The sequence below is a fragment of the Novosphingobium sp. CCH12-A3 genome (genome assembly GCF_001556015.1).
GTDB classification, from domain to species: Bacteria; Pseudomonadota; Alphaproteobacteria; order Sphingomonadales; family Sphingomonadaceae; genus Novosphingobium; species Novosphingobium subterraneum.
This window is the reverse complement of sequence record NZ_LSIA01000138.1, coordinates 54,677-77,486: the sequence shown is the minus strand read 5'-3', so window position 1 is coordinate 77,486 and position 22,810 is coordinate 54,677. Positions and strand designations below refer to the sequence as shown.

Genomic DNA, 22,810 nt, shown 5'->3' with positions numbered 1-22,810 from the left:
CGTCGGGCAGCATCTGCCAATGAGAGGATGACCAGGCATGAACAGGTTCGATGGAAAGGTGGCCTTCGTGACCGGCGGTGCAGGAGGCATAGGCAAAGCCGTGGTCCAGCGCCTGATCGATGAAGGCGCACGCGTTGCGGTGACCGACATATTCGGTGAAGCGGCCAGAGAAGTGGCATCTGCCTATGGCGACAAGGCGGCAGCCTTTGTGCTGGATATTGGCGATGAAGATGCGGTCAAGGCCGCCATTGACGGCACGATTGCGGCGTTCGGCCGGCTTGACGTGTTGGTCAACAATGCGGCGCTTACCGACATGGCGACGATGATGGGCGATACCAACGCTGTCACCATTTCGAACGATGTGTGGGAGCGCACGCTACACGTGAACGCGACCGGCTATCTCTATTGCTGCCGTCACGCGATCCCGCATATCGCGGCGGCCGGGGGCGGGGCGATTGTCAACCTTGCTTCAGGTTCGGGGATGCTGGGCGATTCCGCGCGTATTGCCTACGGCACCTCAAAGGCGGCGGTCATTTCGATGACGCGCTACATGGCGACACAACACGGCGCTCAGAAGATCCGTTGCAATGCCATTGCGCCTGGACCGATCGTCACACCCCATTCGCGCAAGGTGGCAGGCAAGGAATTCGACATTATTGCACGACACATGCCAATGGGCGAGCTCGGCGAGCCTGCCGACATTGCCGCGCTGGTGGCGTTCCTCGGGTCGGCGGAATCGCGTTTTATCAACGGGCAGGTCATCGCCATCGATGGCGGTATGTCCGCCCATCACGCCCATGTGATGGACATGATGGATTACGCCGCCGAACAGGCGGGGCGAGCGCAGCCATGACTACAGCGCGGGGCTATCCGGCGCGGGAGCAACGGCTGCCGACCGATCTTGCGGCAGTAGACGCCGCTTGGCTTCAGGGTGTGTTGCGACACCGCTATCCCGATATCGCCATCACGGCGATGGACATCGTGGAGATCATTCCGGGCCATACCACCAAGGTGCGCGTAGCGGTGTCTGGCCCTGATCCTGCGGTGTTGCCGGGGCAGCTGTGCCTCAAGTCCAACTGGTCCGGCAGCCCGCTCAGTGGCGAGGCAAATGTCAACGAAGCGCGGTTCTACAAGGACTTTTGTGAAGGTTTGAATCTGCCAGCGCCGCATTGTTTCTACGCCGACTGGGACGATGACACCGACGGCAAACAGGGTTTGCTGGTGCTGGAAGACATGGAAGGCTGGGACGGCAAGTTCGGCACCTCTGTCGAGCCGATCACCATCGATCAGGCGATGCACGGGGTTACAGCACTGGCCACGCTTCATGCCAACACATGGGGCGATCCCCGGCTCGATGCGGCTGCCTGGCTCCAGCGCGCGATGTCGCCTGATCATGCGGGCGACGACTATTGGGCGATGATGGCGGATCATTATGAGAAGGTGAACCGCCTGCCCGAACGGGTGGCGATGTTCCCCGCGTGGTTTGCCGATAATCCGCAGAAGCTGCGTGATGCATGGTTGCAACTCTGCGCGCACGACATGGCCGATACTTCGCCGCTGTGCCTCGTCCACGGCGATGCCCATCTTGGCAACAGCTACGGCCTTGGTGATGGCGGTCGACTTTTCCTTGACTGGCAGATCGTGCGCAAGGGCCACCCATGGCGCGATTACAGCTATTTCGTGGCCGGTTCGATCAGGATAGCCGACCGTCGCGCCGGTGAGGGCGATCTTCTGCGACACTATCTTTCAGTTCTGGCGCGACACGGAGTTGTGATCGATTTCGACAAGGCATGGACCGAGTATCGCCGCTGGATCGTGTGGGGCCTGGTCTCATGGCAGTCAAACATCAATCCCAAGGAGGCAACGCTCCCATCGCTGGAACGCTTTTGCGTTGCCGCAAAGGATCTGAAAATCGATGAACTCTATGATGTCTAGGAACGGGGCCATAGCATGACTGCAAGCGAGCACATCTGGGCACAGTTGCCGCCGTTGCCAGCAAAGCAATTGGCCGCAGCGGTGGAACAGTATGAACTGGCCGCGCTGGACGGGATCTGGTCTTCGCAGACATTCGGCGCGCCTTTCCTGCCGCTGTCTGCTGCGGCTGCCGTCAGCGATAACCTCAAACTTGGCACAGGCATTGCGCTGGCATTTGTACGCAGCCCTCTCGAAACAGCCTGCAACATAATGGATCTTGACCTTATCAGCGGAGGGCGTGCCGTTCTCGGTCTTGGTTCCAGTGCACAGAGCCTGACCGAGGGTGCCTTCGGAGCGACCTATGGCAAGCCACTTGCGCACATGCGCGAGGTGATCGGCATGATCCGGGCAATCGTCGCCAAAGGGCATACCGGCGAACTGGGTGTGCTTGAGGGTGAATACCACAAGCTTGACCTGACACATTTCCGCACGCTTGCACCGCCGGTACGCACCGAGATCCCGATCTATCTCCCAGCCGTGTTTCAGAACGCCTGTGAAATGGCGGGTGAGACTACCGACGGGTTGCTGGGCCATCCATTATGGAACGCGCAGTGGATTCGCGACGTGGCGATGCCTTCATTGAAGCGGGGCCTGGGCAAGGCAGGGCGGCCACGCAGCGCGGTGACGGTCAACCTGCAGATGTTCGTGGCGGTCAACCCCGACAAGCGCGAGGCGATCAACGACGCTCGGGCCAATATCGCGTTCTACAGCCAGTCGCCGCAGTACCTGCGCTATTTTGACGGCATCGGCATGGGCGACCCTGCCCGAGCCTTGCAGGCCTGTTTTGCCGCTGGCGATCTCGCCGGAATGGTTGCAGCCTGTACCGACGAGATGGTCGAAAGCATCGCACTGGTGGGCCCCAAGGACGAAGTGCTGCGGCGTTTTCACGAACGGGTGGACTTTGCCGATGCCTGCACCCCGGTAATCCCGCATTACGGGCTGGAGCCCGACAAGATCGCCTATTACACGGCCGGCATCGCCGACCTGTTCTATGGCAAGTGAAAGGTCTGACGATGACTGATGTTGAAGCGAACAAGAACGTGGCGCGCCGCTATATGCAGGCGGTGGTCGATGGCGATATTGCCACAATCGAAGCGCTGCAGCACCCCGATTGCACCTGGTGGATTCTGGGTTTTGGCGACATGTCGCGTAAAGCTTTCATCGACAGTGTGCGCAACGGATTACTGACCGCCAACAAGCGGGTAGCCGACATCATCGGCATCACCGCCGAGGGTGACCGGGTCGCGGTCGAAGTGCGCGGAGAAATGACGTTCCCCAATTCGGTTTATCGGAACGAATACCATAACGTGCTGATAGTGCGTGACGGACTGATCGTTTCCGGCAAGGAATACATGAACACGCGCTCAGCTGCCGCTGCCTTCGCACCCGCTGGTGGGGATCTTGCATGATGGCTGAAACTACAGGCGTTCCCGAATACGACGATGCCGCTGTGCAGCGCATCCACGATTTTGTTGAATCGGTAACCGGCGGGAAGATCGTGCGGATGGAGCAGCAGGTACGATGGCGCCCTGCCTGGTTTGCCGATGTTGAGGTCGATGGCAAACTGGTTGAATTGCATTTGCGAGGCGACCGTACCGGCGATGTGGCAATTTTTCCTGACCTGAAGCGCGAGGCTGACATCATAGCCGTGCTGCATGGCCAAGGCATTCCGGTTCCCGCAGTCTATGGCTATCTGGCCGATCCCCCGTGCATCGTGATGGAATCGATCAAGGGCACGCGCGATCTTTCCGGCCTGACGCCGGAGAAGCAGAGCGTGGTGGGTCGCGCGTACATGAAGGCCGTCGCAGCAATGCACGCGCTTCCGGTCGAGGCGTTTGCCGAAGTCGGGGACATGAACGTGCCGCAGGGTGCAGAAGAGATCGCGCTGGTCGGGCTCAACACCTACCTGCCGCAGTATCTGCGCACGAAGAAGCGGCCCGAACCACTGCTTGAGTTCGTGATCCAGTGGATCCGTCGGAACGTGCCCAAGCACCGCACACGCGCGGCTTTCATCCAGTTCGATTCCGGGCAATTCCTTGTCCACGAAGAAAGGATGACCCAGCTTTACGACTTCGAGTTCAGCATGATCGGCGATCCGATGGTCGATCTGGCGACCATGGGAATGCGCAACACGATCGAACCGTTGGGCGCGCCGATGCCCGAACTGTTCGGTTATTACGCCGAGGCGTCTGGGGAGCCGGTTGATCACGAAGCGGTACTATTCCACGTTTTGCAATTTTCGCTGCTTGGCACGATGCAGTTTACCGGCACGGTTGCCGATCCGCGCCCTGCTGATCCACACTCGGTCTATCTCCAGTTCGATCTGGCGCTTCGCCGGTCCATCCTGCTGGCATTGTCGAAGCTCGCAGGGGTTCCGCTGCCCGAATTGCCACAGCTGGAAGAACGGCGTGGCGACAATGCCACGTTAATCCGCAAGCTTGCCGACACGCTTTCCGGCATCGCATCGAGGGATGCGGTGGCAGAAGGGCACAAAGGGCAGGCTCTGGAAATCGTCGAATGGGTTGCCCGTGCCGACACCTATGGCGCCGCGATGGTCGCGCAGAACATCGCCGAAGTCAGCGCTTTTCTGGGTCAGGACTTTGCACGCTGGCCGGAAGCCGAGGCGGCACTGGAAGCTTTCGTGATGGCGGCCGGACCCGATCAGGACGCGGGCTTGATTACCTTGCTGGGTGCAATCGAGGGAAGGCGACTGCAGGTTTTCGGGCCGACATCAATCGGTGAGGCAGCACTGAACGTGCGATTGCCAGAAGGCATATGATCCGGTGCCGGGAAACTATGCAGGCAAGGTCGCGCTTGTCACTGCAGCAGGAGCAGGCATCGGCATGGCGACGGCAGAGGGTTTTGCGCGCCGCGGTGCGCGTGTCATGCTTTCGGATATCAACTCTGAAACCGGCGAAGCGGTAACCGAGCGGTTGCGTGCGCAAGGACACCACGTGCGGTTCCCGCGGGCTGATGCCACTATCCCAAGTCGCTGGGACCGGATGTGGAAGCTGCACTTGCCGAAGCCTGCGCGAAAGGCGGTTCCACTTTTCACGGCCTGGGAATCATGCCGGGGTTTCTGGCCGAATCGGTGCCGCTCTATCTGTCGCGATTGGCCCGGCGGGTGGACCGACTGATTGCGTCAGAAACGCTGATGTATGACAAGTATCCAAGCACCTATCAGATGTTCGACCTGATGGGCTTTGGCTATGCACCTGACGATCCGACTCCGGCCTTCTCCAATGTTGATCTGGTGGCCGATACGTGGCGTCATTCGGGAATGCTGATGGCCGATGTGCTTGGTCTGCCAATCGACCGTATCGAGAATTTTCGGAACGTGGCGATCACCCCGCGTGATCTCCACGTGGCGTCAGGTTTCATCCCGGCAGGAACCGTCGGCGCAATGAATTTCGGCGTGCGCGTGATTTCCGAAGGGCGCGAGCGCATCGTTCTGCAGCACTTCACGCGCATGGCCGAAGACCTCGCGCCGGAATGGCCACAAGGCCACGGCTGGCTGATTGATCTTGAGGGTGAGCCGACGATCAACGCAAGGATCGATATCGGATCCGAAAGCGTGATGCCAACCGACGATGCCTGCATGGCAACCGCGATGCATGCCATTCATGCGGTGCCTTATGTGGTTGCCGCAAAGCCCGGCATAATGCTCCTGACCGATGCGCCACCGCTTGCCGGGAGCGACGCGTTTCATCGGCCTGCTTCAGCGGCCTGATCACGTGGCGTAAGCGTATTCTCCGCCCTTTTCGATGGAGGCGCGGAAAGCGGGACGGGCGTGCAGGCGCTTCATCCAATCGATCATCTGGGGGTAGGGCGAAACATCGACAAGCACCCGCGCCAGTTCGCCAATGAAGCTGACCTGGATGTCGGCGGCGGAAAAGGCATCGCCTACCAGATAGTCATGCCCTTCGAGCGATCGTTCGATGTAGCCTAGCACGCCTGCAAATTCGGCGTCGGCGCGCCTGTCAAACTCTGTGCCGGCAAGCCCGGCGGCACGGCCATAGACCTTCAGCATGATTGGCATGGTGCCGATTGACACCGCAATGTTCATCCATTCGAGATAGCGCGGCAGGTCGGGGCTATCGTTGGCCGGAGCCAAAGCGCCGTTACCATATCGGCGTATGATGTAATCGATGATGGCACCGGATTCCACGATGGTACCATGCTCGGTTTCCAGTGCGGGAGCTTTGCCAAGGGGATGCGCTGCCTTGAGCGCGGCCGGCCCCATCTGCGTTTCCGGGTGACGCTGGTGATGGATTACCTCAAATGGCAGACCCAGTTCTTCAAGCAACCAGAACACGCGGAAAGAGCGGCTGTTGTTGAGGTGGTGAAGTTTCATCAACGCGGTTCTCCTCAATTGGTCGCGGGCCGTGGATAGGCATCCGGGAACAGGTGATCGAGTGGTGCCAGGCCGCGGGTGACGATGGGGCCGGGATAATCCCGCAGCAGTTGCAACCGGCGCATCTGGCGTCGGTGGAAATAGCGCACCAATGCCCGGTCATGTTCCGGTCTCGCCTGTTCTACAAAGGCGTCAAGTTGCGTCTCGAGCGTTTCCGCAGCGGGATCGGCGATGCCGAGAATGCTGCGCGCGTCTTCCAGCTCGGCGCGCTCAATGTCATCGCCACTCTCGGCGAGACGCTGGAGATAGAAAGCGAGTGATTGCGCTGGCGGCTGGCGAAAGAACCCTTCTGGCGGCAGCGCACCACATTGCAGTGCAAGGTCGCGCCAGGCGAAGGCATCGCGCAGCGGAGCACAGGTGATCGCTTCGACTGGATCAAGTGCATAACCCTTGCCTTCGGCAATCGCTTCGAGTGCTGCACGTGTTGCCCCCATGCCCCACGACAGATATTCGACATAGGCAGGATGTGGGGAGACCTTGCGGAAGGTTGCCTTGGTCATCATCGGCACGGCAATGAACAGCAGCACGGTGTAGTAGGTCAGTACCGGCCAGTCGATTTCGCTGCCGCTGTCCTTGACATAGCGGGATAGCACTGCCGCCACGTCGCTGATCGGTTCGTTGATATCGCGGACACGGATCGAGGCGAGATCGGCGATCGGATCGCCAAGTTTGGCAAGCTCAAGATCGTAGAACGCCGTTACGCGCTCCCTATTATGGAAGAACTGTGGTGCGTCTCCGATCAAAACGACATTTTGGTTGCGATGAAGTGGCAAATGGCGACGCAGCCAGCCGGTAACGAAGCGCAGAAGCGCGTCTGGTCGGTCTTCGACCTCGTACTGGCTTTCCGCCAGAAGCAGGTAGTCGAGCGCGACTGCCTGCGCATCCGTGCCAGCAGGCAGACCCGCTTCGATAAAAGGTGCGGTATCAAGCGCGTGCACGGCGGCGAGATGGCCGGCATACTCTTCCACCATCCGCTGTACGGCAGGGTCGCAATCCACATCGCCAAGGAACGGCGTGTCCGACATATGCGCCATGACGATGGCTTCGGGATCGGCAATCCATCCGTGAACCTGCGGAACCGGGATGTTGTTCTGTTCGAACAGCTTCAACACCTCGTACTCGCGGCGTAGAGGACGGATGCCAAGGCCGCTGGGCCTGTCGGAGCGCACGTGGAGTTCGATTGCCTCACCGTCGCGCTCGACCGTCACACGCCACGATGGCCGCCAACGGGGCAGCCTTTCAAACGTCGTGATCGAGCCGCCGATGGCTTCGACAAGCCAGGCTCGAATCTTTATCTCATCGGGCGAAAAATCGTCTGCTTCGGGTATCATTCGGGCCGGTCCACGATTGCGCGGCAACGCTGATAGGCGGGACGCGCCTCCATGCGTCCGACATAGTCTGCAATGTTCGGATATCCCTCCACGTCGATCGGTACGAACTGGCGTGTCATTGTGAAGGGAAAGGTCATCATCACGTCTGCTGCGGTGAATTGCGCTCCCGCTACGAATGGTACTTCGCCAAGGCGGGCATTGGTGAAAGCTAGCAGTTCTGCGATCCGCGCCCGTGCCTTTGACCGCAACGGGTGACCATCTTCTATCCCGCCAAGCTGGGCCAGGATCTCGCTCACCAGCGCCGGCATCAGGCTCGATTCGGCGAAGTGAAACCAATACAGGTACTGCGCATAGTCCGGACTGTCGGGGCGCAAAGCCAACCGTCCGTCGCCTTGGGTGGTGGCCAGATATTCGATCACCGCCCCGCTTTCCGCTATCCTTTCATTGCCAATGCCAAGCACCGGCGATGATCCGAGCGGGTGGAGAGCCTTGAATGCAGGTTCTGCCTGCCAGGTCGGCAGACGCTTGAAGAACTCGATCGCATAGGGTGCACCAAGTTCTTCCATCAACCATACGGCACGCTCGGATCGCGACCGTTCAAGCTGGTAGATCGTGATGGTCATGGTTCAGGCCTCGACACTTGCATGGGAAGGGGTGTGCTGCGTTGTCATGTGCAACGCCGAAAGATAACCGTAGAGCAGCCCGCGCGTGTTCGCGATGCCGCTGTTGTAGCCTCCGCCAATATCGAGCCAGGCGGCGGAATTGCCAGCGGCATAGAGCCCCGGAACAGGGGTATCCCGCGCATCCAGCACACGGCCGTCAATGTCGATCGGCAAGCCGGCGGTAGGCACGCCCATTGTTACGCGCTCCAGCTTGACAGCATAGAACGGAGCCTTTTCAATGGGGCCAAGGTTCGGATTGTACATCCGTGGATCGCCGGTCATGATCCGGCCCCACGGCACACTTCCGCGTGAGAAATCCTCATCCATGCCGGTAATGCAAAAGCCGTTGAAGCGGCGAACTGTGTCCTCCAAGCCCTTGGCGTTCATGCCGATACGGTTGGCAAGTTCGCTCAAGGAGTCCGCAGTGGTGGCCATGCCTTCGGACAGAGGCTGGCCCGGCCATGTGGGGAGCAAGCCGTATTTATCGATCAAGTTCTGATCGAACACGATCCACGCGGGCCAGTTGGGCTGGCCCTGCTCCTGCCCGTCGAACCGGCCAACCTTGGTCGCAACGTCGGGATAGAACGCATCGTTTGAGAAGCGTCTACCGTACCGGTTGACCACGATGCTGTGCGGCGCGCCGGGCAACCACATCCGGTAGGACGGCTGGCCGTAGATCGTCTCTGCCGGCACCTTGTACCCGATGAAGATCGGGCTTTGCGCAGGTGCACGGGCGGGGATTGCAATGGCTCCTGCCTTTGCCGCCATGACGATGTGATCGCCGGTAACGGTTGGCGGTGCCATGCTGCCTGCCTGCGGCAAGGCATCGAACGCGCTGACGAACGACGGTTTCCAGTCATAGCCACCGGTTGCGAGGACAACACCTTGGCGCGCACGGACATGCCTGCTGCCACTTTCATCGCGCAGCACCACTCCGGTGACTTCGCCATCCTCGACGACAATATCCACCACTTCAGTCGAAGTGCGCATGTCTACGCCCAGATCGCGCGCAGCAAGGACTTGTGCGGCAGCCAGGCCAGCGCCCGCGCACCGTTCGCCAGCTGCAACATGGCGTTCGAGGCAGGTGCCGACGTGTTCACCGCCATCCTGCATTTCGACCCACTCGTTCGACGTGGTGTAGCTGTAGCCATCGCCATACGGCGATGTCAGAACCTTGTCGGCCAGATCGCCCAGCCGCTCGGCCTTGAACGGAAGCACTTCCACATAACGGCCCTGCGCCTTCGATCCGGTGACCGAGGGGTAATAATAATCGGGAAGGCCTTTCACGACGGTCATCTCGATGCCGATGGTGTCTGTCATGAAGCGCAACGCCTCACGCCCGCGCTCGATGAACACCTTGCGCCGGTCGGGCGTGGAATAGCCCTGCGACAGATGCGTGAGATAGGCATCGGCAGCGGCGTCGCTGTCTGCAATGCCGTCCAGTTCCTGCAAGTGGTTCGGGCCAAGCCACAGCTGCCCGGACGAGAGTGCGGACACGCCGCCGAGCAGGTGGAATTTCTCGGCAACCAGCACACTTGCCCCGCGCTGCGCTGCGGTCAGCGCAGCGGACATTCCGCCAAGCCCGGACCCCACGCACACGACATCGAAAACCTCATCCCACGGCAACGTTATTCTCCAGGTACCTGTAAGCCTAGCTGTGCGTCTGCTGGATTATCCGAACCTATCCTTGTCTAGGTTCATCAGGTTATAAAGTTTGGCTGGTTGACGACATTGTTTGCGCTGGCACTATTTTCTCCCATGGTGCTGAGATGTCAGGGACCAGCCGGTTTTGCACAATCGGCGGCAAATATGAGGAGACATGCCGTGGCCAATGCCCCCGCCCCTGCGCGGCCCGCCCACGTTCCCGAAGAACTGGTCGTGACGCTGCCCCTGTATGCGCGCAAGCGTGTTGACGAGTGTCCGCAGGAAACGCTGATCCCGCAATTGCAGGCAACCCTTCCGCCCATTTCCTATGTCACGAACATCTTCCCTGGCGATCAGCCGGGCTGGTTGCTTACCGGATACGAAGATACGATGACCATGCTGCGGGACCCGGAAAACTTCACCAAGAAGGGAATGGGCAAATGGGCCCAGAATATTGGTGAAGATTGGCTGGTAATCCCGACTGAGGCCGATCCGCCGATCCACACGGCCTACCGCGCCGCTCTCAACCCCAAGTTCGCACCACAGAAGATGGCTGCGTTGCGGGATCAGGTGCGTGGACGTGCCAAGGTTCTTATAGAAAAGTTCAAGGACAAGGGCAGTTGCGATTTTGTCGACGAGTTTTCGGAAAAGTATCCGATCAACATCGTTCTCGATCTTCTGGATTTGCCTCAGGATCGCATGGCAGAATTTCTGCGATGGGAAAAGGAGATGCTCCACACCAATGACTGGCAAGTCCGCGGTGACGCCGTCAGAAAGGTCAAGGCCTATTTGATGGGTGTAATCGAGGAACGTCAGAAGAACCCCGGTGACGATTACATCAGCAAGATCTTCGACAACGAGGTGGACGGGCGCAAGTGGAACGTCACCGAAGTGTTTGGCCATTGCTTCAACCTCTACATCGGCGGTCTGGACACGGTAACCTCGTTGCTCGGCAACATCTTCTGCTTCCTCGGCCGTTATCCCGAGCGCCAGCGCGAACTACGCGAGAACCCGGGCCTGATCGTGACTGCGGTGGAAGAATTCTTGCGTGCCTATGCTCCGGTGACCGCGTTCCGAATCGCCGCCAAGGAAATCGAGATCTGCGGACAGAAAATCATGCCCGGCGAATACGTCTCCGTGGCAACACCGATTACGGGCTATGATCCGAAGTATTACGACGAGCCCGAATTGGTGAAGTTTGACCGGAAGGCCCCGCATATCTCGCTGGGCGGCGGTATTCACAAGTGTCTCGGCATGCATCTGGCCCGGATGGAGTTGCAGATCGCGCTTGAGGAGTTCCTGACCATGCTGCCCGAATGGCGCATCAAGGACGGGTTCAAGGTGCAGTATTTCACGGGCAACATCATGCATGTGCCCCAGCTCGAACTGCAGTGGGATTGAACGGGATCGGGGGCGCTCTCCACGTGCCCCCGATTGCCATTTTCCCGCTTGCCCGATACGGCAAGTCCAGCCGGCCCGGACATTCGGGCGAGATGACGGGGTACAATCCGAGATGCGCAGGGACGCTGCACGCAATCGGGATCGCTTGATTGCAGTGGCCCGCGCTTGCTTTCGTGCTGGCGCAGCCGATATTTCGTTGGAGGAGATTGCTGCCAAGGCCGAAGTCGGGCGCAGCACGCTGTTCCGCAACTTCGCCGACCGGCTCGACCTCATCCGCGCGGTTCAGGCCGTGGAGCAGGACGCGATTGCCGAGGAACGCGCCCGGCTGGGCGACCGTCCCGACGCGCTGTTCGACCTCATGCGCACCGTTGCAAAGTTGACGTCGATCTACCGGGCAATGGATGATGCTCTGCTCGCCAGCCCGGCGGGCAAGGCGATGATGCTGGAAGCATCGCGCGAGACGGCAGACCTGTTCACCGATCCCATCGCCCGTGCCAAAGCTGCGGGGCTGTTGCGGGTTGATGTAACGGTCGAGGACATCCTGATTGCCTGCAACATGATCGGCAGCGCGCATGGCAGTGATTTTGAAACCAGCGACGCAGTGTTCGAGCGCAGCTTTGCGCTGGTCATGGCTGGCATTGGCGGGCCTTTGTCGTCGGACCTTTCACCAGGCCTGTCATCGGGTGGGTGAGCGCAGTTAACCACCCCCGCATAACGAAAAGGCTGCCAATCCATAAATGGGACTTGTAGTTTCACTTATGGATTGGCAGAGCTTCTGCACGATTAGGCGAATCGTCCCGGCGAGGGCGAGCCCAAGGCAGGCGCGACAAGACGATACGCCCCGAGAGGATGGTTCCAGATGACGAACGTAGCGGCGGACACTTATGACTACATCATCGTTGGCGCGGGTTCATCAGGCTGCGTGCTGGCCAATCGGCTGTCCGCCAATCCAGAAGCGCGTGTGCTGCTGATCGAAAGCGGGCCGGACGATACCAGCCCGCTGATCGCGATGCCGCGCGGCATCGGCAAACTGCTGGACCCGGGCAATCCGCATGTCTGGTCGTACGACGTATCACCCGGTGGGAACAAGCCTTCCGAAATGTGGCTCAAAGGTCGCGCGGTGGGCGGGTCGAGCTCAGTCAACGGCATGGTCTACATTCGCGGCGCGCCGATGGACTATGATGGCTGGGCCGAGTCTGGCTGCAGTGGTTGGGGCTGGGACGAGATCGGGCGTTGCTTCGTCGAGCTTGAAGATCATGAACTGGGCGAAGCCGAATGGCGTGGGGTTGGCGGGCCGATTCACGTCAGTGTCCATCCCAGCCGCAACAGTCTTTGCGAAGCGGTGCTAAGCGCCGCTGAGGCAATGGGCATTGGGCGTGTGGCCGATATCAACGACGTCGATGTCGTGCGCGAGGGCGGGCTTGGCTACCAGACCCGCAACATCGACAAGGGCAAACGGGTGAGCTCGGCCAAAGGCTTTCTCAAGGAAGCGCGCAACCGGCCCAACCTTGATGTTCTGGTGGAAACCGATGTACTCAAGGTCGAGCTTGAGGAGCGCCGCGTGACCGGAGTGACCGTGCGGAATAAACGCGGCACCCGTTTCGTCGCCGCGCGTGAGGTGATTCTCTCGGCAGGCGCGGTACAGTCGCCCAAGCTGTTGCAACTGTCAGGCATCGGCCCTGAAGCGGTGTTGCGTGCAGCCGGTGTACCGGTGATCGTCGATTCCCCCGATGTGGGCCGCAACTTGCGTGAACATCGCTATCTGCAGACGGTGTACCGGGTGAAGGGTGGCAGCATGAACTTGAATTATCAGGGCATGGGGCTGGTCAAATCGGTGCTGCAATATGGCTTGTTCGCCAAGGGCGCGTTGACCCACGCCGCACATGAAGTCGGGGGTTTCGTGAAAACTCGGCCCGAACTCGATCATGCGGACGCACAAATCGGCGTCAGCCTCTATTCGCTGAACCAGACCGACAAGGGCGTGGTGCCCGACCGGCATCACGGGCTTACAATTCTGGGCTATTTCACCCGCCCCGAAAGCCAGGGTGAAGTGCGTATCCATTCGGCAGACCCGGACGCACAGCCGTTCATTGACGCTAATCACTTTGCCGCCGAGATCGACCGGATCTCTGCCGTATCGCTGTTCAACTGGCTGCGCGCGCTGGGCCGACAGCCGGCGCTCAAACCTTGGCTCGTCGAGGAGCAATTCCCCGGCGACACGATCAAGACCGACGACGATATCGTCCAGAACGCGGTCGCGCTTGGCGGCACCTCTTTCCACATCGCGGGGACGTGCCGCATGGGTGCGGATGACCAGTCCGTTTGCGATCCGCAGCTGCGTGTGCGCGGCGTGGCAGGGCTGCGCGTTTGCGACACCTCGATTTTCCCCACGCTCGTATCGGGCAATACGAATGCTCCCGCGATGGCCGTTGGTTTGCGCGCCGCTGAAATCATCCTCCAGACCGCTTGAGGCCTCCAATGACCATCCCCTTTACTAATATTGACCGCCTTTACATCGACGGCGAATGGCACGCTGGCGCGGGCACCGAAGCCGTGCTCAATCCAGCGACCGAAGATGTGATTGGTGAGGCTCCGGTAGGCGATGCAGCGGCGGCCGAAGCAGCGATCGCATCTTCCTACGATGCGTTTGAAAACGGGCCATGGCCGCGCATGGCGCAAGCCGAGCGCACTGCGGTGATGCAGAAATTCCACGACGCCTTGTTGGCCAAGCGTGGAAAGCTGGTCGATCTTATCATCAGGGAAGTAGGCTGTGCGCAGGCAGTGACCAACAACGTGCAGGTCGATGCCCCGCTTGAACATCTGCAAACAGCGATCGATTATTCGCGGCGCGAAGAACCGCGCCAGATTCCGGTCTCCTCGAACGCCAACATGATCAATCCAGCCGGGCCACGTATCCTGGGCGGCGGCACCGTGGTGCGCGAACCGGTCGGCGTGGTCAGCGGGATCACCGGGTACAACTTTCCGTTCCTGCTCAACCTTGCGAAAGTCACGCCGGCGCTGCTTGCCGGAAACTGCCTGATCCTCAAGCCTTCACCGTTCACGCCATATTCCGCGCTTATGCTCGGACAGATCGCGGACGAGATCGGCCTTCCGCGCGGGGTGCTCAACGTGATTACGGGCGGGCCCGATGTCGGCCTGAAGCTTACTACCGATCCCCGGGTGGATATGGTTACCTTTACCGGTTCCGAAGCGGTGGGTGCTGCGATCATGGGGCAAGCCGCACCCACGCTGAAGCGCGTCCATCTGGAGCTTGGCGGCAAGTCCGCGATGATCGTGCGCGAAGATGCCGATATCGAGGCGGCGGCCACCACGGCAATCATGGTGTTGTCGGTCAACGCGGGGCAGGGCTGCGCGATTACCACCCGATTCCTGGTGCACAATTCCGTGCGTGCGCGCTTCGTTGCTACGGCAAAGGCTGTTGCCGCGCACTGGAAGGTCGGCGATCCGTCTGATCCCACAGTGCTGATGGGGCCGCTCATTCGCGAATCCCAGCGCGCCAAAGTGGAAAAGCTGATCCAGTCGGGCCGCGATGAAGGCTCGACGCTGGTGGCAGGTGGCACGCGTCCGGCAGGCTTGTCCAAGGGCTTCTTCGTGGACATCACTCTGTTCGACAATGTCGACAACCGATCCACGTTGGCGCAGGAAGAGGTGTTCGGCCCGGTCGGCTGCGTGATCGGATATGACACGGATGAGGAGGCGGTGCGGATCGCCAATGAATCGCGTTATGGCCTGAATGGCGCGATCATGACGGCTGACGCCGCCAAGGCTTACGAAATGTCGCTGCAACTGCGCACCGGGAATGTCGCAATAAACGGCGGCATCGGCAAAATGGCCTATGCTCCGTTCGGAGGGTACAAGCGATCGGGCATCGGTCGTGAGTACGGGCCTGACTGGCTGCGCGAATTCCAGCAGGAAAAGACGATCACATACCCCGTGGGTCGCTGATCTACGTTACAACCAAACGCGCGCGAATGGCCGTGATCTGGGCTTCATCCAGGCCCAGCGCGGCCCGAGCGTAACCCTCTATCGAGCCGTGCTGCTCGTTCACACTATCAAGCGCCGCCTTGAGATAGGCGGGATCGGCTCGCATCAGCGCATCGCGCACGTCCGGCGCCATCTTTTCGAAGGGATGCGCGCCATCGGTCAACCCCATGCGGGCTGCGCGGTGGCGGCGCGCGAAGGCTAGAAGATCGACCGTTGTATTGGTCAGAGCAAAGTCAGCCAATATCGTATCTTCATCGACCCCGGCCAGGCCGAGAACGATCGCGGCGCAGAACCCGGTACGGTCCTTGCCAGCTGCGCAGTGAAACACTAGCGGCGTCTGATCGCTCAGCAGCGCATCGAACAAGCCGCGCAAGGGCCGTACCAACCAGTCCTGCATAGAAGGATAGAACCTGATCAGCCAGGCTCGAAGTTCCACGCCCGTTGATACTTTCTCCCATTCTGCGCCCCGTTGCGATGAGGCGAGCGATTCATCAAGCTGCCACGACAGGTGCTGCACCGGCCCCGCCCAATGCGTCGGCTCGGCAACAATCTCGTCATTGCGGCGCAAGTCGATGATCGTGCGGATGCCGAGGGGTGCGATAGTCGCATGGTCAGCCTCTGTCAGATAAGTCAGCACGCCTGAGCGATAGATCAGTCCGCGCCGCACGGTGCCGCCACTGGTCGTCGCATATCCACCAAGGTCACGGAAATTGCATCCACCAACGAGGGCAAGTGTCTGGAATTGCTTTTCCATCATTCAGTATCTCAGTACGATCTTGCCGCGAACATTGCCGCCCTCGACCTCTGCCATTGCGGCAACCGCCTCTTCCACCGGATAGGTCCGCTGGACCACGGGCTTCAGCTTGCCTGCATCGACGAGCGCTGCGGCGTGGGCCAGCGCGGGGGCATTCGGCGCTCCGAACGTCATCGTTGCCCGTACACCGCGGCGTGCGGCTTCCTCCTGATCGGGCGGTGTAACCAGTGAAATCAGGATACCGCCGGGTTTGAGCAAGCCCCAGGAGCGATCTTGTGCCGACGGGCCGAACGCGTCGAGCACCACATCGAAATCGCCGATTGTCTGTTCATAATCGGTGGTACGATCGATCACGTGGTCCGCGCCCAACCCGCGCACCAAGTCCATCGAGGCGGGCGAGGTCAGCGCGGTGACCTCTGCTCCCATCGCCTTTGCCAACTGCACCGCCACGCTGCCGACGCCGCCCGCAGCAGCATGGACAAGCAGGCGCGTTCCCTGACCGACCGGTGCGGCATCGAATGCAGCCTGCACTGTAACGATAGCCACCGGCAGCGCAGCGGCTTCCACCAACGAAAGGCTGGTGGGCGCTTTGGCAACGGCGCCCGCGTCCACAACCAGTTCCTCGGCAAACACTCCGATCGGACCCACCGAGCCATAGATTGCATCGCCTACTGCGAAGCCGGTGACGCCTTCGCCCAGTTCGGTGACGGTTCCGGCAAATTCGTTGCCAAGGGTGAACGGGAACGGCACCTCCAGAAATGCCATATGGCCCTCGCGGATCTTCCAATCGACTGGATTGACGCCGGTTGCCGCGACGGAAACGCGCAATTGCCCTGCGCCGATTTCAGGCCTTGGAACATCGTTGATGACGACGACTTCTGGGCCACCATAGGCGGTGATCTGGACAGCTCTCATTATGGTCTCCGTACCGGCAGTTCAGACTTAAAGGACATTGGCCGCGATCTTTTCGAGGGCAATGCGCGCATCCTCGACGCTTGTGATGTGGGGCAGGCTGAAAGCGAGACGATCCGCGCCCGCATCCTCGTAAACATTGCGAAGGCCCAGCGCGTCGTCACCCGGCGCAAGGATGACACCGATTTCAAAGTGGGCGATGTCGCGCCCGGCTTCCTGCGCGTGGCCCATGATCTTGGTGCGCCCCTGGCGGATATGCTCCGGCCCGGTCATGTCGGATGCCGTGAGGGACAGGAGCTTAGTCCCGGCATAGGCTGGAAGCCAGCCCTGACATTGCTTGCCAACACGCTCAAGTACGGCATCGCTGTAGCCGCCAAGAAGGATCGGGGTATGTGGCTTGCGCGGTGAACGCGGATACATCTGCACTTCGGGAAACTTGAAGAATTCGCCATCGAATGCAAAAGCTTCCTGAGTCCACAGCCCTTTCATCACCGCCACGCTTTCCATGGTATAGGCCCAGCGCCGCTCGAAGCTGCCGCCGCTTGCCTCGATCTCTATCCGGCTTGCGCCGCCGGTGCCCAGACCCAGCATGAAGCGGCCGTTGCTGTAGGCGTCGATGCAAGCGACCTGCTTGGCCACATCCACGGGGTGCTTCATCGGCATGATCAGCACACCTGTCGACACCTCGAGCCGGGTGGTCATTGCAGTGGCGCGCGCGGCACCTATCAGCGGATCTTGATAGAACGGGACGCCAAGGGTGTGCGGGCCTTTGATCTCTTCACGCAGCGGTCGGACGGTGTGATGGCCCGAGGTCAGCCAATCGAAGCCAATTGCCTCAGCCATGCGGCCGATTTCGCCCATATCGACGTCATTGATTGGTGCGCCGGGATCGGCGAACGGCCTGCTGATGCCAATTTTCATCGAGCTTTCTCCAAAGGCGTTTGACCGGGCTCATCCGTAGAAGAATTTGAGCAGTTCGCTCTTCGCGATGACCCGTTCGCGCCGGGCGGCGTTGGACGTCACCGGATCGTCGTGTGAAGTCTCGTCGGGATTATAGATCGGACCGTTGCCCAGCGCGGCGATGGTCTCACGCGCAAGCACGGCGGTGTCCGACGCGCCAGTGGCTTCGACGGGAATTCCCCGCTTGGCCAAAGTCTCGCGCAGCATCGGCGTGTCGGCGATCTTGAACAGCAGCGTGATCACGTCCACTCCGCGCGGGGCAAGTTCCGCCCACAGCGCTTCGCACAGGTTCAGCGCGAAGCCCTTGGTTGCAGTGTAGATTCCCGAAAGCGCCGCGCCGCCAAATGCAGCTTCGGAGCCGACCACGACCATTCCGCCGCCGCCCTGTTGCACCAGCCGCCGCCCGAAATGGTGGAGCGCCTCGGTCAGGAACAGCACGTTGCGCTGGATCGTGGTTGCCCATGTTTCATATGGGAGATCGATGAACTGGGTGCCTGCTGCTTCCGCCCCCGCGTTGAACACGGCAAGTGTCAGCGGCAGGTCAGCAGTGGCCGCCTCGATCCGCGCGACTGCATCGGGCGCGCCCAGATCAAGAGACAGGGTGCGGGCTTCGACGCCCAGCGCACGCACAGCTGCTGCGGCGGCGGCCAGTTTGTCTTCCTGCCGTGCGATCAGCAGGCAATTCATGCCATGCCCTGCCAGCTCGGTGGCAAAGGCAAGGCCAAGACCGTCCGAACCACCGGTAACGAAAGCCCATTTGCCCGGGGCGATTGCAGCGGCCACAGTCATTACGCCAGCGCTTCCGGATTGCCGGCCGGGTTCTTCTCGCCAGTCACCCCCATCTTGCGGTTGAGGTCGTCCATGTCGAGATACTCCCGCCATTTGACGATCAGCCCAGCGTCATTGAACTCATAGATTGCAACCATTTGGTGAGGGCAGGGGCGCCCCATGATGATTGCCGTGTCCGAGCGTTCCTGCATCACCATGCGATCATTCGACAAGATGTTGACTTCATTGCATTTGTTATTGGTGGCAAAAGTCATCTGGTTGAGGATTTCAGCACGCAGCGCGTCCTTGCCCCTGATCACCGGACCGCCCGGAACCCAAAGCTGCCATTCGGCATCGTCGGCAAAGAAAGACAGGATCTTCTCGACATCGGGCCGCACTTCATCGCTTCCGTCGCCCCAAGCGTCGTGCATTGTGCGGACCTTGTTTTCCAGTTCGATACCCATGATGTTTTCCTCAGGATTCAGGTGCCTGCAGAGAGCGTGCGGGTGACGCTGATGAACGGCACGGTGCAGCTTTGCCCGCCATCCACCGGATAGAGCATGCCATTGACATAGCGTGATTCGTCCGACGCCAGAAACAGGGCCATTGCCGCGATGTCCTCTGGTTCACCAATAAAGGGCGTGTTTAGGACATCGAGGAAAAGGCGGTCCATTTCCGGCGTGGACCACTGGATCTTGGCAGGGGTCTGTGTCGGGCCGGGCAGGATCGCATTGCTGCGGATGCCCCGCTTGCCATAGGTCGCTGCAATCGCCTGCACGAACCAGTTGAGCGCCGCTTTTGACGAACCGTAGCTATAGGCGGTGATGTCCCCGCCCATCGAGCTGCCAGACGACGTGGCGATGATCGAACCGCGCCCGCGATCGAGCATGTGAGGGATCGCCAGCTTGCTCGCGATGACCGCGCCCAGCACGTTGACGCGCAAGTTGGCGAAGAAGATTTCGGGATCGAACGCAAGGAAATCCATATCGCGCAATGCGTGTTCGGTATTGGTATAAAGCGCATTGTTGAACAGAACGTCGATCTGTCCGAAATCCGCGATGGTCGTGTCGATCATTCGGGCAAGATCGGTTTCGTTGCTTACGTCGACGGTTATCGCGCGCGCCTTGCCGCCTGCATCGACGACGGACTGCGCCACGGCCTCGGCGGGTTCGGCGCGAATGTCCGCCACGATCACGGTTGCGCCCTCAGCCGCAAACATCCTCGCGCTGGCGCGGCCGATTCCGCTGCCACTGCCGGTTATGATACAGACCTTGTCCGCCAGCCTCGCCATTGTTCAGTGCTCCTCACCGCCTGTCTGGCGCTTGGTTTTCACAGAGGCGCGATTTCGTGCCGGAGTTTACCTGCCGAAAGGTTGGCCGTGCGGCAATTGCGGCGGATCAGTCGCGTTTTCTCATCATTCAGATTCACGATGCAGGTGCGTGCACAAGTTCTTGCCACCCTGTCCGACGATGGGTTTTTTGGCCACGCATTGCCCACACCGACTGCCTAATTCGCAGCCAAAGAGGACGAAACGTCCTGTTCACCCGGGAGGGGACCAATGATTTCGAGTATCCGCAAGAAGAGTTTGTTCGCCATGCTGTTGGTTGGCACGGCCACGCCGGCACTCGCTCAGCAAGCAGCTCCGCAATCCACCACGGATGCCGATCAGCCTGCGAACCAGGCCGACGGCGACATCATTGTCACCGCGCGCCGTACGTCGGAAAACATTCAATCCACGCCGGTATCGGTGACCGCGTTCGGCACGGAATCGCTCCGTCAGGCACAAGTGCGCGACACGCAGGATCTGCTGTTCAAGACACCAGGTATCTTTCTGGCCGGCAGCGGCGGACGCGAGAACTCCAATTTCTCGATCCGCGGTCAATCCAGGGCGTTGGCAGGAAACAGCGCGCCCGGCGTGATCAGCTATTTCGCTGATGTGCCTGCACCTACGCTCGGCTCCAGCATCCCGACCTACGATCTCGGTTCGGTGCAGGTCCTCAAGGGGCCGCAAGGCACGCTTTTCGGACGCAACACGACTGGCGGTGCGATCCTGTATTATCCGACGGCGCCGAACTATGAACTGGGTGGTTATGTCCAGGCCAGCTACGGCAGCTATGACGCCCGGATTGCAGAGGCTGCCGTCAATCTACCCCTGATCGACCAGAAGGTCGCCCTGAGGATAGCTGGACAGTACCAGAAGCGCGATGGCTGGACCAAGAACATCGGAATTGGGCAGGACGCTGACGACCTCAATTCCCGCGCAATCCGGGGTTCGCTGCTGCTTGAACCGTTTGACGGGCTGAAGAATACCACCGTCGTAGATTACTATCGCAACCGGTCTACTGGGGGCGGATCGGTTCTGGTCAATGTCTTTGTTGGGCCTAACGCCCTCACGGCGACCGGAACGCTTGCATCTGCACAGGCGCAGCTTGCTGCACAGCGCGCGCGTGGCGTCCGCGTGATCGATTCCGACATTGATGCATTCGAGCGGGCCGAACGTCTGGGCATCACCAACCGCACCGAGGCGACGATTTCCGATGCGCTTCAGGTGGTCAATATCTTCGGCTATCGCCACACGAAGGTTGATTATTTCTCAAGCGTAGACGGCCTGCCCACCCTCATATCCGACGGCACCGGCGCTATTCCGAAAGGGCTGCCGGTGATGGTTGTGGGCGGACGCCAGACTTCCGACGTCGAACAGTTCACAGAAGAACTGCAACTGCGCGGCAAGGCTCTTGATGAAAAGCTGGAATGGCTGATCGGCGGGTTCTACCTGAAGAGCAAACCAAAGGGCCCATCGGGCAGCTACATTCCGATCTTCATTCTTCCCGGCATCACGAATGCACCGTTCAACTACGGTTTCTTCACCGAAACCAGCAAGGCTGTGTTCGGCAACGTGACCTACAAGCTTGACGGCATTGCCGACGGCTTGCGCTTCAATGCCGGACTGCGCCAGACATGGGACGAGATCACCGCCTGCGTCGGAAGCGGGACTTCACCCGATCCCGTGCTCTCGCCTGCAGACTGCAATAATGCAGTGCCCACCATACGCAACAGCAGCATCAACCGCACGAAATCGAACGCACCAACCTGGACGGTCGGACTTGATTGGCAAGCTTCGGACGAACTTTTCATCTATGCCCTCACGCGTCACGGTTACCGCGCCGGGGGCATCAATAGCCCGACACTGGCGGGCCGCCTGCAGCCATTTCAGTCCTTCCGTCCTGAAAAGGTGACTGACCTCGAATTTGGTGTCCGTTCGGACTTCAAGGTGGGTGATGCCGATGTTCGCCTCAATGCATCGCCGTTTGTCGGGTGGTACAGCAATGTTCAGGTTCCTGTTTCCGGTTTGAACACCCAGGCCACCTGCAGCACTACGGCTCCAGGTGGCACGGCTGCACCGCGCTCTCCCGACGGCGATTGCAACGCCGCCAACGACCCGAGTGGCGGCACCTTGCTAGTTAACGCCGGTGCGACCAAAGTCAGCGGCGTCGATATTTCCGCCCGCATTGCAACCAGCCCCAGCCTGGCGTTCGAGATCGGCGCCACGCTTCTCGATCTCAAGACGCGTTCGCTGACGGTGCCGACCGATCTGCAGCCTTACCTTCGCGTGCTGGAAGTACCGTTCAATCTGGTTGCTCGTCAGACGGTGACAGCTGGAGTGCGGTGGACTCTCCCGGTTCCAGAAAGCATCGGAAATAGCGTGTTCAGCGTCGATTTCTATCACTCGAGCAGTGTGCAATCGTCAGACGCAACCTTGCCGCCTTATGTGCTGGTCAATGCACGGCTCGATGTTGGCAGCATTGCCGACACGGGGGTAGATGCGAGCGTCTTTGTCCGCAATCTCTTCGACCGACAGTATCTGGCGTCTAGCAACGTGGGTTCGAACCTTCTGGGCGTACAGAGCGGATTCTACGGTGCACCCCGCACCTTCGGCGTCGAACTGCGCTATCGCTTCGGCAAATGAAATCAGATGCAGCGCAGC

The 22,810-nt window shown here is 60.3% G+C and carries 21 protein-coding genes and 1 pseudogene; 12 read left to right on the top strand and 10 right to left on the bottom strand.

Annotated features, from left to right (window positions below):
* The first annotated feature begins 37 nt into the window (after positions 1–37).
* The 7 genes and pseudogenes from AX703_RS11310 (at position 38) to AX703_RS11285 (ending at position 5,704) form a co-directional block, all read left to right on the top strand.
* Complete coding sequence (locus AX703_RS11310) at positions 38–853, top strand: SDR family NAD(P)-dependent oxidoreductase (RefSeq protein WP_082734542.1); 816 nt, start codon at positions 38–40, stop codon at positions 851–853.
* Positions 850–1,935 (top strand): phosphotransferase, encoded by a 1,086-nt coding sequence (locus tag AX703_RS11305; protein WP_062344126.1) that lies wholly within the window; start codon positions 850–852, stop codon positions 1,933–1,935. The genes AX703_RS11310 and AX703_RS11305 overlap by 4 nt, the downstream gene beginning before the upstream one ends.
* Before the next feature lie 15 nt (positions 1,936–1,950).
* Complete coding sequence (locus AX703_RS11300; RefSeq protein WP_062344124.1) at positions 1,951–2,976, top strand: LLM class flavin-dependent oxidoreductase; 1,026 nt, start codon at positions 1,951–1,953, stop codon at positions 2,974–2,976.
* Entirely contained in the window at positions 2,973–3,383 is a 411-nt protein-coding gene (locus tag AX703_RS11295) for a nuclear transport factor 2 family protein (RefSeq protein ID WP_231735500.1), read from the top strand. Before AX703_RS11300 ends, AX703_RS11295 begins: the two co-directional genes overlap by 4 nt.
* Positions 3,383–4,753, top strand: coding sequence for a phosphotransferase (locus AX703_RS11290; RefSeq protein WP_062344175.1), 1,371 nt, complete (start codon positions 3,383–3,385; stop codon positions 4,751–4,753). The genes AX703_RS11295 and AX703_RS11290 overlap by 1 nt, the downstream gene beginning before the upstream one ends.
* A gap of 64 nt (positions 4,754–4,817) precedes the next feature.
* Positions 4,818–4,919, top strand: a pseudogene (locus tag AX703_RS28325) (hypothetical protein); the annotation flags it as partial.
* A gap of 59 nt (positions 4,920–4,978) precedes the next feature.
* Positions 4,979–5,704 carry a hypothetical protein gene (locus tag AX703_RS11285; protein ID WP_062344123.1) on the top strand — a complete coding sequence of 242 codons (726 nt, stop codon included), beginning with the start codon at positions 4,979–4,981 and terminating at the stop codon, positions 5,702–5,704.
* Here the strand turns inward: AX703_RS11285 and AX703_RS11280 are convergent, their stop codons facing one another.
* Genes AX703_RS11280 through AX703_RS11265 form a run of 4 tightly spaced genes read right to left on the bottom strand, consistent with a single transcriptional unit; the run spans position 5,705 to position 9,974 of the window.
* Positions 5,705–6,328 carry a glutathione S-transferase family protein gene (locus AX703_RS11280; RefSeq protein ID WP_062344121.1) on the bottom strand — a complete coding sequence of 208 codons (624 nt, stop codon included), beginning with the start codon at positions 6,326–6,328 and terminating at the stop codon, positions 5,705–5,707.
* 14 nt (positions 6,329–6,342) lie between these two features.
* Positions 6,343–7,719, bottom strand: a complete 1,377-nt coding sequence (locus tag AX703_RS11275; RefSeq protein WP_062344119.1) for a phosphotransferase — start codon at positions 7,717–7,719, stop codon at positions 6,343–6,345.
* Entirely contained in the window at positions 7,716–8,342 is a 627-nt protein-coding gene (locus AX703_RS11270; RefSeq protein ID WP_062344117.1) for a glutathione S-transferase family protein, read from the bottom strand. Before AX703_RS11270 ends, AX703_RS11275 begins: the two co-directional genes overlap by 4 nt.
* Positions 8,343–8,345: 3 nt before the next feature.
* The gene (locus tag AX703_RS11265) at positions 8,346–9,974 is read right to left on the bottom strand and encodes an FAD-dependent oxidoreductase (protein WP_255355051.1); all 1,629 of its coding nucleotides are present in this window, start codon (positions 9,972–9,974) and stop codon (positions 8,346–8,348) included.
* A gap of 231 nt (positions 9,975–10,205) precedes the next feature.
* On the opposite strand from AX703_RS11265, the gene AX703_RS11260 reads away from it, so the two are divergent.
* The 4 genes from AX703_RS11260 (at position 10,206) to AX703_RS11245 (ending at position 15,392) form a co-directional block, all read left to right on the top strand.
* Entirely contained in the window at positions 10,206–11,426 is a 1,221-nt protein-coding gene (locus AX703_RS11260) for a cytochrome P450 (protein WP_231735499.1), read from the top strand.
* Positions 11,395–12,117, top strand: coding sequence for a TetR/AcrR family transcriptional regulator (locus tag AX703_RS11255; protein ID WP_082734539.1), 723 nt, complete (start codon positions 11,395–11,397; stop codon positions 12,115–12,117). Before AX703_RS11260 ends, AX703_RS11255 begins: the two co-directional genes overlap by 32 nt.
* Before the next feature lie 168 nt (positions 12,118–12,285).
* Entirely contained in the window at positions 12,286–13,896 is a 1,611-nt protein-coding gene (locus AX703_RS11250) for a GMC family oxidoreductase (protein WP_062344110.1), read from the top strand.
* A gap of 8 nt (positions 13,897–13,904) precedes the next feature.
* Positions 13,905–15,392: an aldehyde dehydrogenase family protein gene (locus AX703_RS11245; RefSeq protein WP_062344109.1), complete on the top strand. Its 1,488-nt coding sequence runs from the start codon at positions 13,905–13,907 to the stop codon at positions 15,390–15,392.
* Position 15,393: 1 nt separating this feature from the next.
* On the opposite strand, the gene AX703_RS11240 is transcribed toward AX703_RS11245, so the two are convergent.
* Genes AX703_RS11240 through AX703_RS11215 form a run of 6 tightly spaced genes read right to left on the bottom strand, consistent with a single transcriptional unit; the run spans position 15,394 to position 20,116 of the window.
* A complete protein-coding gene (locus AX703_RS11240) occupies positions 15,394–16,188 on the bottom strand; it encodes a tyrosine-protein phosphatase (protein WP_062344107.1) in 795 nt (264 codons plus the stop codon).
* Positions 16,189–17,100: an NADP-dependent oxidoreductase gene (locus tag AX703_RS11235; protein WP_062344105.1), complete on the bottom strand. Its 912-nt coding sequence runs from the start codon at positions 17,098–17,100 to the stop codon at positions 16,189–16,191.
* A gap of 27 nt (positions 17,101–17,127) precedes the next feature.
* Entirely contained in the window at positions 17,128–18,018 is an 891-nt protein-coding gene (locus tag AX703_RS11230) for a TIGR03619 family F420-dependent LLM class oxidoreductase (protein WP_062344103.1), read from the bottom strand.
* 30 nt (positions 18,019–18,048) lie between these two features.
* On the bottom strand, positions 18,049–18,846 hold the full coding sequence (locus tag AX703_RS11225; protein WP_062344101.1) for an SDR family oxidoreductase: 798 nt from the start codon (positions 18,844–18,846) through the stop codon (positions 18,049–18,051).
* A complete protein-coding gene (locus AX703_RS11220; RefSeq protein WP_062344100.1) occupies positions 18,846–19,289 on the bottom strand; it encodes a nuclear transport factor 2 family protein in 444 nt (147 codons plus the stop codon). The genes AX703_RS11225 and AX703_RS11220 overlap by 1 nt, the downstream gene beginning before the upstream one ends.
* A gap of 17 nt (positions 19,290–19,306) precedes the next feature.
* Positions 19,307–20,116 carry an SDR family NAD(P)-dependent oxidoreductase gene (locus tag AX703_RS11215; protein WP_062344098.1) on the bottom strand — a complete coding sequence of 270 codons (810 nt, stop codon included), beginning with the start codon at positions 20,114–20,116 and terminating at the stop codon, positions 19,307–19,309.
* 267 nt (positions 20,117–20,383) lie between these two features.
* Between AX703_RS11215 and AX703_RS11210 the strand changes: the two genes are divergently transcribed.
* The gene (locus AX703_RS11210) at positions 20,384–22,792 is read left to right on the top strand and encodes a TonB-dependent receptor (protein ID WP_231735497.1); all 2,409 of its coding nucleotides are present in this window, start codon (positions 20,384–20,386) and stop codon (positions 22,790–22,792) included.
* The last annotated feature ends 18 nt before the right edge of the window (positions 22,793–22,810 follow it).

Coding starts and splice junctions, on each gene's coding strand:
- AX703_RS11230 (WP_062344103.1), bottom strand. CDS start 18,018: ATGAAAATTGGCATCAGCAGGCCGTTCGCCGATCCCGGCGCACCAATC.
- AX703_RS11310 (WP_082734542.1), top strand. CDS start 38: ATGAACAGGTTCGATGGAAAGGTGGCCTTCGTGACCGGCGGTGCAGGA.
- AX703_RS11270 (WP_062344117.1), bottom strand. CDS start 8,342: ATGACCATCACGATCTACCAGCTTGAACGGTCGCGATCCGAGCGTGCC.
- AX703_RS11255 (WP_082734539.1), top strand. CDS start 11,395: ATGTGCCCCAGCTCGAACTGCAGTGGGATTGAACGGGATCGGGGGCGC.
- AX703_RS11305 (WP_062344126.1), top strand. CDS start 850: ATGACTACAGCGCGGGGCTATCCGGCGCGGGAGCAACGGCTGCCGACC.
- AX703_RS11275 (WP_062344119.1), bottom strand. CDS start 7,719: ATGATACCCGAAGCAGACGATTTTTCGCCCGATGAGATAAAGATTCGA.
- AX703_RS11250 (WP_062344110.1), top strand. CDS start 12,286: ATGACGAACGTAGCGGCGGACACTTATGACTACATCATCGTTGGCGCG.
- AX703_RS11290 (WP_062344175.1), top strand. CDS start 3,383: ATGGCTGAAACTACAGGCGTTCCCGAATACGACGATGCCGCTGTGCAG.
- AX703_RS11220 (WP_062344100.1), bottom strand. CDS start 19,289: ATGGGTATCGAACTGGAAAACAAGGTCCGCACAATGCACGACGCTTGG.
- AX703_RS11210 (WP_231735497.1), top strand. CDS start 20,384: ATGATTTCGAGTATCCGCAAGAAGAGTTTGTTCGCCATGCTGTTGGTT.
- AX703_RS11245 (WP_062344109.1), top strand. CDS start 13,905: ATGACCATCCCCTTTACTAATATTGACCGCCTTTACATCGACGGCGAA.
- AX703_RS11215 (WP_062344098.1), bottom strand. CDS start 20,116: ATGGCGAGGCTGGCGGACAAGGTCTGTATCATAACCGGCAGTGGCAGC.
- AX703_RS11280 (WP_062344121.1), bottom strand. CDS start 6,328: ATGAAACTTCACCACCTCAACAACAGCCGCTCTTTCCGCGTGTTCTGG.
- AX703_RS11300 (WP_062344124.1), top strand. CDS start 1,951: ATGACTGCAAGCGAGCACATCTGGGCACAGTTGCCGCCGTTGCCAGCA.
- AX703_RS11240 (WP_062344107.1), bottom strand. CDS start 16,188: ATGATGGAAAAGCAATTCCAGACACTTGCCCTCGTTGGTGGATGCAAT.
- AX703_RS11225 (WP_062344101.1), bottom strand. CDS start 18,846: ATGACTGTGGCCGCTGCAATCGCCCCGGGCAAATGGGCTTTCGTTACC.
- AX703_RS11235 (WP_062344105.1), bottom strand. CDS start 17,100: ATGAGAGCTGTCCAGATCACCGCCTATGGTGGCCCAGAAGTCGTCGTC.